At 73.8% G+C, this 9,362-nt stretch carries 6 protein-coding genes; 5 read left to right on the top strand and 1 reads right to left on the bottom strand.

Annotated features, from left to right (window positions below):
- The 5 genes from ACWF79_RS08165 to nudC form a co-directional block, all read left to right on the top strand.
- Positions 1-2,003, top strand: a 2,003-nt coding sequence (locus ACWF79_RS08165; protein ID WP_453727226.1) for a PD-(D/E)XK nuclease family protein, incomplete at its 5' end; no start/stop codon positions are given.
- Between the two features lie 86 nt (positions 2,004-2,089).
- Entirely contained in the window at positions 2,090-2,917 is an 828-nt protein-coding gene (locus tag ACWF79_RS08160) for a hypothetical protein (protein WP_453727225.1), read from the top strand.
- Positions 2,918-2,974: 57 nt separating this feature from the next.
- Positions 2,975-6,478: a UvrD-helicase domain-containing protein gene (locus tag ACWF79_RS08155; protein WP_453727224.1), complete on the top strand. Its 3,504-nt coding sequence runs from the start codon at positions 2,975-2,977 to the stop codon at positions 6,476-6,478.
- Between the two features lie 10 nt (positions 6,479-6,488).
- Positions 6,489-7,922, top strand: a complete 1,434-nt coding sequence (locus tag ACWF79_RS08150) for a dipeptidase (protein ID WP_453727223.1) — start codon at positions 6,489-6,491, stop codon at positions 7,920-7,922.
- 35 nt (positions 7,923-7,957) lie between these two features.
- A complete protein-coding gene (gene nudC / locus ACWF79_RS08145; RefSeq protein WP_453727222.1) occupies positions 7,958-8,905 on the top strand; it encodes an NAD(+) diphosphatase in 948 nt (315 codons plus the stop codon).
- A 77-nt stretch (positions 8,906-8,982) separates the two neighbouring features.
- Here nudC and ACWF79_RS08140 read toward each other — a convergent pair whose 3' ends face one another.
- The gene (locus tag ACWF79_RS08140; protein ID WP_149547526.1) at positions 8,983-9,225 is read right to left on the bottom strand and encodes a mycoredoxin; all 243 of its coding nucleotides are present in this window, start codon (positions 9,223-9,225) and stop codon (positions 8,983-8,985) included.
- Positions 9,226-9,362 lie beyond the last annotated feature (137 nt).

Here is a 9,362-nt window from a genome sequence, read left to right as displayed (position 1 = left end):
ACGCCCCCGCTCCCGACGCGCCCCTCGTCGACGGACCCGCCTCCGACGGGCCTCCCGTCGATGCCGCCGCTCCCGACGCGGCCCTCGTCGACGGACCCGCCTCCGACGCGCCCCGAGCCGAAGCGCACCCGTGGCTCGACACCGAGACCGCGCTCTCGCTGCTCGCCTCGCCGCTCGCCGGGATGGACCCCGCCGACCTGCGGCGGCTCGGGCGGGCCCTGCGGGACGAGGAGCGGGCCGGGGGGAACAAGGTGCCGCCGCCCTCCGACGTCCTGCTCGCCCGCGCGCTCGCCGAGCCGGAGCGGCTCGTCGCCCACGACCAGTCCTACGCCCGGGGCGCCAAGCGCCTCGGCGAGCTGCTCCGGCAGGCCCGTAACCGCCTCGCCGCCGGCGGCACCGCGGAAGAGGCCCTCTGGCTGCTGTGGAACGGCACCCCCTGGCCCGGCCGCCTGGAGCGCGCCGCGCTCCGGGGCGGCGCGGCCGGGCGCAACGCCGACCGCGACCTCGACGCCGTGTGCGCGCTCTTCGAGACCGCCGCGCGCGCGGAGGACCGCGTCGGCGGCCGCGGCGCCCTGAACTTCCTCGAGGAACTCGACGCCCAGGACATCGCCGCCGACACCCTCTCCAAGCGCCAGGCCCGCCCCGACGCCGTCCGCCTCATGACCGCCCACCGCGCCAAGGGCCTCGAATGGAGCCTCGTCGTCGTGGCCGGGGTCCAGGAGGGCCTCTGGCCCGACCTGCGCCGCCGCGGCTCCCTCCTGGAGGCCGACCGCATCGGCCGCGACGGCCTCGCCGAACCCCTCACCCCCGGCGCCCTCCTCGCCGAGGAACGCCGCCTCTTCTACGTCGCCGCCACCCGCGCCCGCGACCGGCTCGTCGTCACCGCCGTCAAGACCCCCGCCGACGACGGCGACCAGCCGTCCCGCTTCCTCACCGAACTCGGAGCCGAACCCAAGGACGTCACCGGCCGCCCCCGCCGCCCCCTCGCCGTCGCCGCGCTCGTCGCCGAACTGCGCGCCACGACCGTCGACCCGGCCGCCTCCGACGCCCTGCGCGACGCCGCCGCGCAGCGCCTCGCCCAGCTCGCCGCGCTCACCGACGACGAGGGCCAGCCGCTCGTCCCGGCCGCCCACCCGGACCGCTGGTGGGGCCTGTTCGAGCCCACCCGCAGCCAGGTGCCGCTGCGCGACCGCGACCACCCCGTCGCCCTCTCCGGCTCGGCCCTCGACCAGCTGGCCAACACCTGCGCCCTCCAGTGGTTCCTCGGCCGCGAGGTCAAGGCCGCCGCCCCCTCCACCGCCGCCCAGGGCTTCGGCAACGTCGTCCACGTCCTCGCCGACGAGGTCGCCTCCGGCCGTACGCCGGCCGACCTCGACGTCCTCATGGCCCGGCTCGACTCGGTCTGGGACGCGCTCGCCTTCGACGCCCCCTGGAAGTCCTCCCAGGAGAAGGAGCACGCGCGCGTGGCGCTGGAACGGTTCCTTCGCTGGCACGTCATGGACCGTGGCGGCCGCACCCCCGCCGCCACCGAGCACGACTTCGACGTGACCCTCGAAGCGGGGGCGTACGAGGTCCGGATCCGCGGCTCCATGGACCGCGTCGAGACCGACGAGCAGGGCCGCGCGTACGTCGTCGACTTCAAGACCGGGAAGTCCGCCCCCACCAAGGACGAGGTCGCCCACCACCCCCAGCTCGCCGTCTACCAGCTCGCGGTACGGGAAGGGGCCCTGGACGAGGTCTTCGACGGCCGCCGTCCCGACCCCGGTGGCGCCGAACTCGTCCAGCTGCGCCAGCCGGCCCCCAAGAAGGAGGGCGGGGAGACGCTCCCGAAGGTCCAGGCCCAGGAGCCCCTCGCGGGGGAGTGGGTCGGCGACCTCCTCGCCACCGCCGCGGGCCGGGTCCTCGACGAGCGCTTCACCCCCAGCACCGGCCAGCACTGCACCCACTGCACCTTCCGCTCCGCGTGCAGCGCCCAGCCGGAGGGCCGCCACATCGTGGAGTGACGTTCCCGGCACCGGCCCGAAGTCGCGGACGCCCGCCCCCGGCGTCACCCTGGTGGGTGAACGGGGAATCCGCGAGGAGGCTCGCCATGGCGCCGTCGTCCACCCCCCACCGCAGGGTCCGTACCGCGGCGGCGGCCGTCTGCGCGGCGGCCACGCTCGCCACCGCCGGGTTTCTCACCCCCGCGGCCGGGGCCCACGCGGGCGCCCCGGCTCCCCAGGTGGCGGTCGCGGCCCCCACCCCCGACCCCTTCGAGAACCTGACCGCCGACCAGATCGCCGACCGCGCCGTCGAGGCCACCCAGTCCGCGACGTCCCTGCGCATGGCCGGGCGGGTCGTGTCGGACGACCAGCCCCTGGACATCGACCTCGCCCTCGACAACAAGAACAACTGCACCGGGCGGATGAAGGTCGAGGGCGGCACCGCCGAACTGCGCCAGGCCGACCGGATCACGTACCTGAAGGGCGACGAGAAGTTCTGGCGGGCCTCCATGACCTCCCAGGGCGTCCCCCCGCCCCAGATCGACGCCACGATCGAACTCGTCAAGGGACGCTGGCTGAAGATCACGCCAGGACAGGCGGGCAGCAGCGACCTGAGCGGCGTCTGCGACCTCGACGCGCTCCTGGACGACCTCGGCGACGACAAGGACGAGCGGAGGGGCCTGACCCGAGGACCCGACGCCGAGGTCGAGGGCACACCCGTCGCCACCCTCGTGAAGAAGAAGGACGGCGGCGAGACGACCACGGTGTCCGTCGCCCAGAAGGGCAAGCCGTACATCCTCAAGATGGTCAAGACGGGCGGCGAGGAACCGGGGACCGTCACGCTCTCCGACTTCGACAAGCCGGTACGGGTCGTCGTCCCGCCGGCGGACGAGACGGTGGACCTCACCAAGCTGGACCCGGGCACGCGCGCGTGAGACCGCGCGGCCAGGGGGCGTCCGGCGCTGTCGGTGGTGCCGGTTAGCCTCTCTGAGGTGACCGCACGCATCACCGACCCCGAGCAGCTCAAGGAGCTCCTCGGCATCCCGTTCACCCCGGAGCAGACGGCCTGCATCATCGCGCCGCCCGCCCCGCAGGTCATCGTGGCCGGAGCCGGATCCGGCAAGACGACGGTGATGGCCGCCCGGGTGGTCTGGCTGGTCGGCACGGGCCAGGTCGCGCCCGAACAGGTCCTCGGCCTGACCTTCACCAACAAGGCCGCCGGCGAACTCGCCGAACGCGTCCGCACCGCCCTCGTCCGGGCCGGGGTGACGGACCCCGACGCCTTCGACCCGTCCCACCCGTCACCCGGCCACCACCCCTCGACGACGGCGGTTCCCGCCGACCCCTCCTACCCGCCGGGCGAGCCCCGCATCTCCACGTACCACGCCTTCGCCGGGCAGCTCCTCACCGACCACGGCCTGCGCATCGGCCTGGAGCCCACCTCCCGTCTCCTCGCCGACGCCACCCGCTACCAGCTCGCCGCCCGCGTGCTGCGCGAGGCCCCCGGACCGTACCCGGCGCTCACCAAGTCCTTCCCGACCCTCGTCAGCGACCTCCTCGCCCTCGACGCCGAGCTCGCCGAACACCTCGTACGGCCCGAGGAGCTGAGGGCGTACGACTCCGCGCTCCTCGACACGCTCGCCCGCGCCAAGCTCACCAACGCCGACCTGCGCAAGGTCCCCGAGGCGGCCGCCGCCCGCCGCGAACTGCTCGACCTCGTCGTCCGCTACCGCGCCGCCAAGCGCTCCCGCGACCTCCTCGACTTCGGCGACCAGATCGCCCTCTCCGCCGAACTCGCCACCACGCGCGCGGAGGTCGGCGCGATCCTGCGCGACGAGTTCCGGGTGGTGCTCCTGGACGAGTACCAGGACACCTCCGTCGCCCAGCGGCTCCTGCTCTCCGGCCTGTTCGGCGGGGGTACGGGACACGCCGTCACCGCCGTCGGCGACCCCTGCCAGGCGATCTACGGCTGGCGTGGCGCCTCCGTCGCCAACCTGGACGACTTCCCCGCCCACTTCCCGTACGAGGACGGCACGCCCGCCACCCGGTACGCGCTCTCCGAGAACCGGCGCAGCGGCGGCCGACTCCTCGACCTCGCCAACGGGCTCGCCACGCCCCTGCGGGCCATGCACGCGGGCGTGGAGGCGCTGCGCCCGGCGCCGGGCGCGGAGCGGGACGGCTCGGTACGGATCGCGCTCCTGCCGACCCACGCCGAGGAGATCGACTGGCTCGCCGACTCCCTCGCCCACCTGGTCCGTACGGACAAGGAGCCCGGCGAGATCGCGGTCCTGTGCCGGACGGCGACCGACTTCCCCGCCATCCAGGCCGCCCTGGTCGCACGTGACGTGCCCGTCGAGGTCGTCGGCCTCTCCGGGCTGCTCCACCTTCCCGAGATCGCCGACCTGGTCGCCGTCTGCGAGGTCCTCCAGGACCCAGGCGCCAACGCCTCCCTGGTCCGCCTCCTGACCGGCCCGCGCTGGCGCATCGGCCCCCGCGACCTCGCGCTCCTGGGCCGCCGGGCCCGCATGCTCGTCCACCGCGCGCGTGCCGGGGACGACGAGGCGGACGCGGACGAGCGGCTCGCGGCGGCCGTCGAGGGCGTCGACCCGGCCGAGGTCATCTCCCTCGCCGACGCCCTGGACACCTTCCTGGACTCCGGCGGCGAGGACGACGGCCTGCCGTTCTCGGCCGAGGCCCGGGTCCGCTTCGCCCGGCTCGCCGCAGAACTCCGCGCCCTGCGTTCCTCGCTCGCCGACCCCCTCATGGACGTCCTGCACCGGGTGCTCAACACCACGGGCCTTGAGGTCGAACTCTCCGCCTCCCCGCACGCGCTCGCCGCCCGGCGCCGCGAGACCCTGTCCAACTTCCTGGACATAGCGGCCGGTTTCGCCTCCCTCGACGGCGAGGCGACCCTGCTGGCCTTCCTCGGCTTCCTGCGCACCGCCGCGCAGTACGAGAAGGGCCTCGACAACGCCCTCCCGGGCGGCGAGAACACGGTCAAGGTCCTCACCGCGCACAAGTCCAAGGGCCTGGAGTGGGACGTCGTCGCCGTGCCGGGCCTCGTCACCTCCCAGTTCCCGAGCACCAGGTCCCGCGAGTCGTGGACCTCCCAGCCCCAGGTCCTGCCGCACGCCCTGCGCGGCGACGCGCCCACACTGCCGGAGATCACCACCTGGGACGCGGGCTCCTTGAAGGCCTTCAAGGAGGCGATGCGCGACCACCAGCACACCGAGGAGCTCCGCCTCGGCTACGTCACCTTCACCCGCCCCCGCACCCTCCTCCTCGCCTCCGCCCACTGGTGGGGCCCGTCCCAGAAGAAGCCCCGAGGCCCGTCGGAGTTCCTCCACGCCCTGTACGACCACTGCGCGGCGGGCCACGGCGAGATCGAGGCCTGGGCCGACGAACCGGAGAAGGACGCCGAGAACCCGACCCTCACCGAAACCCACCAGGACGCGGCCTGGCCGCTCCCCCTGGACCCGGAGTCATTCACGCGCCGCCGCAAGGCAGCGGAGATGGTCAGGTCCCGGTTGTGGGCCATCGTTCCGCAGGGCGACGGGGGTCCCGCCGGACGAAGTCCGGGGGAGGGCGGGCACAACGCCACCAACGTGCTGCCCGCGCAAGGGCCCGCCCCCCAGGACCCCGAGGACCTCTGGCCCGACGGGGAACCCCCGTGGGACGAGGACCCGTTCTGGGACGAGGAGCCTGCCCTGGACGAGGAGCCCGTCCTGGACGAGGGGCCCGAAGCCGACGGCATCCCGGCCCCCCGGGCACCGGAGACCGCCGCGACCCTCGAGGACCAGAGAACCATCGCCTCCTGGGACCGGGACCTCACCGCCCTCACCACAGAACTACGCCGCGCCCGCGCCACCACCCGAGAGGTCCCCCTCCCCGCGTACCTCTCCGCCTCCCAGGTCCTCCGCCTCGCCGCCGACCCCGACGGCTTCGCCCAGGACCTGGCCCGGCCCATGCCCCGGCCCCCGCAGCCCGCGGCTCGGCGCGGGACGCGGTTCCACGCGTGGGTGGAGTCGCGGTTCGAGGAGCTGCCGCTCCCCATGCTCGGCCCGGACGAGCTCCCCGGCGGCGAGGAGTTCGCCGGGGAGCCGGAGATCGTGGACGAGCGCGACCTCGACACCCTCAAGGACGCCTTCGCCCTCACCCCGTACGCCCACCGCACCCCGTACCGCGTCGAGGTCCCCGTCCACCTCTCCCTCGCGGGCCGGGTCGTCCGGGGCAGGATCGACGCCGTCTACCGCGACCCGGACACCGGCGCGTACGAGATCGTCGACTGGAAGACCAGCCACCTCCGCACGGCCGACCCCCTCCAGCTGGCGATCTACCGCCTCGCCTGGGCCGAGCAGCACGGCCTCGATCCCGACGACGTCGCCGCCGCCTTCGTGTACGTCCGGACGGGCGAGGTCGTGCGGCCCAGGGCGCTCCCCGGCCGCACCGAGCTGGAGGGGATCCTGCTGGGTCGGCGTACTCCGGACGCCGGATAGGCTCAGGAGCATGAGCGAGACCCCGGACAGCGTCGTCCAGACCGTACGAACCCAGGCAGTGCGCACGTACATCGAGCAGCACCGCGCCGCCTTCCTCGACGATCTCGTCGCCTGGCTGCGCATCCCCTCCGTGTCGGCGCAGCCCGCCCACGCCGAGGACGTACGGCGCAGTGCCCGGTGGCTCGCGGACAAGCTGTCGGAGACGGGGTTCACGACGGTCGAGGTCTGGGAGACGGCCGGCGCGCCCGCCGTCTTCGCCGAGTGGCCCTCCGACGATCCGGACGCTCCGACCGTCCTCGTCTACGGCCACCACGACGTCCAGCCCGCCGCCCGCGAGGACGGCTGGCACACGGACCCGTTCGAGCCGCATGTCACGGACGGGCGGATGTACGCGCGCGGTGCCGCCGACGACAAGGGCCAGGTCTTCTTCCACACCCTCGGCGTCCGCGCCCACCTCGCGGCGACCGGACGCACCGCGCCCGCCGTCAACCTGAAGCTGATCGTCGAGGGCGAGGAGGAGTCCGGCTCGCCGCACTTCCGCGCCCTCGTGGAGGCCCACGCGGACCGGCTCGCCGCCGACGCGGTGATCGTCTCCGACACCGGCATGTGGTCCGAGGACACCCCGACGGTCTGCACCGGAATGCGCGGCGTCGCGGACTGCGAGATCGAGCTGTACGGCCCCGACCAGGACATCCACTCCGGTTCCTTCGGCGGCGCCGTGCCCAACCCGGCCACCGTCGCAGGCCGTCTGGTCGCCGCCCTGCACGACGGGAACGAGCGGGTCGCCATCCCCGGCTTCTACGACGGCGTCACCGAGCTCTCCGACGCCGAGCGGGCCCTCGTCGCCGAGCTGCCCTTCGACGAGGCGGCGTGGCTGACCACCGCGAAGTCCCACGGCACCCTCGGCGAGGCCGGGTACTCCACCCTGGAGCGCGTCTGGGCGCGCCCGACCGCCGAGGTCAACGGCATCGGCGGTGGCTACCAGGGCCCCGGCGGCAAGACGATCGTCCCCGCCTCCGCCCAGCTGAAGCTCTCCTTCCGGCTGGTCGCGGGCCAGGACCCGGACAAGATCGAGCTGGCCGTACGGGAGTGGCTCGCCGCCCAGGTCCCGGCCGGCGTCCGGTACGAGATCGTCTTCGGCGCCCCGACCCGGCCCTGCCTCACCCCACTCGACCACCCGGCCCTCCAGGCGGTCGCGGGCGCGATGAGCCGGGCCTTCGACGGCGCCAAGGTCCGCTACACCCGCGAGGGCGGCTCGGGCCCCGCCGCCGACCTCCAGGACGTCCTGGGCGCACCGGTGCTGTTCCTCGGCATCTCGGTGCCGTCCGACGGCTGGCACGCTCCCAACGAGAAGATCGAGCTGGACCTCCTCGTCAAGGGCGTCGAGACCGCCGCCCATCTCTGGGGCGACCTGCCCACCGCCCTGAGCGCCGCCGCGCGATGAACCCACACAACGATCCGGGGGAGTTGGAAGTACCTGTGTCCACCTTGAACAGCCAGTTCGCGGACCGGCCGATCTCGCTCACCGCTCCGAGCGGCATCGACCGCGCCGCCCACCACCGTCTCGACGAGGCCTGGCTCGCGGCGGCGTGGAGCCACCCCACGACCCGCGTCTTCGTGGTGTCGGGCGGTCAGGTGCTGATCGACGACGCCCCCGACGGGCGGACCGAACTCGTCATGACCCCGGCCTTCGAGGCCCCGGTCACCGAGACGCACCGCTACTTCCTGGGCACGGACGCCGACGGCGTCTCGTACTTCGCCCTCCAGAAGGACTCCCTGCCCGGCCGCATGGACCAGTCCGCCCGGCCGGCGGGGCTGCGCGAGGCGGGTCTGCTGCTCTCGCCGCGTGACGCCGGTCTCATGGTGCACGCGGTCGCCCTGGAGAACTGGCAGCGTCTGCACCGCTTCTGCTCCCGCTGCGGCGAGCGCACGGTCATCGCGGCCGCCGGGCACATCCGCCGCTGCCAGGCCTGTGGCGCCGAGCACTACCCGCGGACCGACCCGGCCGTGATCATGGCCGTGGTGGACACGGAGGACCGGATCCTCCTCGGCCGCCAGGTGCACTGGCCGGAGGGACGGTTCTCGACCCTCGCCGGTTTCGTCGAGCCCGGCGAGTCGATCGAGCAGTCGGTGGTGCGCGAGGTCTTCGAGGAGGCCGGTGTCACGGTCGGCGAGGTCGAGTACGTCGCCAGCCAGCCCTGGCCGTTCCCGTCCAGCCTGATGCTGGGCTTCGTCGCGCACGCCACCTCCTCGGAGATAAACGTGGACGGGGAGGAGATCCACGAGGCCCGCTGGTTCTCCCGCGAGGAGCTGGCCGCCGGCTTCGAGTCGGGCGAGGTGCTGCCCCCGTACGGCATCTCGATCGCCTCCCGGCTGATCGAGCTCTGGTACGGCAAGCCGCTCCCGAAGCCGGGCGACGTCGTCTGATCCTCGGCAGGTACCGAAACAGCCCCCGTCCGGGGTCACCGGACGGGGGCTGTTTTCAGCCAGGCGGGCTCGGGTGCTCAGACGCCGACCTTCTGCTTGACCTGCGCGAGCGACGGGTTCGTCAGCGTCGAGCCGTCGGCGAAGAGGACGGTCGGGACGGTCTGGTTGCCCCCGTTGGCCTTCTCCACGAACGCGGCCGACTCGGGGTCCTGCTCGATGTTGATCTCGGTGTACGCGATGCCCTCGCGGTCCATCTGGCTCTTCAGCCGACGGCAGTATCCGCACCACGTGGTGCTGTACATCGTCACAGTGCCCTGCATGCCTGGCGCTCCTCTGTTCGCGGGGTGGGTGCCGAGGAGAAGAACGTACGCGCCCACACCACCATTCCCGAATTCGTATGACCGGCGACCCGGGCCTGTGGACAACGCGCCGCACCGACCCCCGCGGACCTGGCAGC

The organism is Streptomyces sp. NPDC054975 (assembly GCF_053609105.1).
This window is presented reverse-complemented; position numbering and strand designations above follow the sequence as displayed.

Bases quoted from the DNA above. Each gene is read 5' to 3' on its own strand.
- ACWF79_RS08160 (WP_453727225.1), top strand. From the start codon at position 2,090: ATGGCGCCGTCGTCCACCCCCCACCGCAGGGTCCGTACCGCGGCGGCG.
- ACWF79_RS08150 (WP_453727223.1), top strand. From the start codon at position 6,489: ATGAGCGAGACCCCGGACAGCGTCGTCCAGACCGTACGAACCCAGGCA.
- ACWF79_RS08140 (WP_149547526.1), bottom strand. From the start codon at position 9,225: ATGCAGGGCACTGTGACGATGTACAGCACCACGTGGTGCGGATACTGC.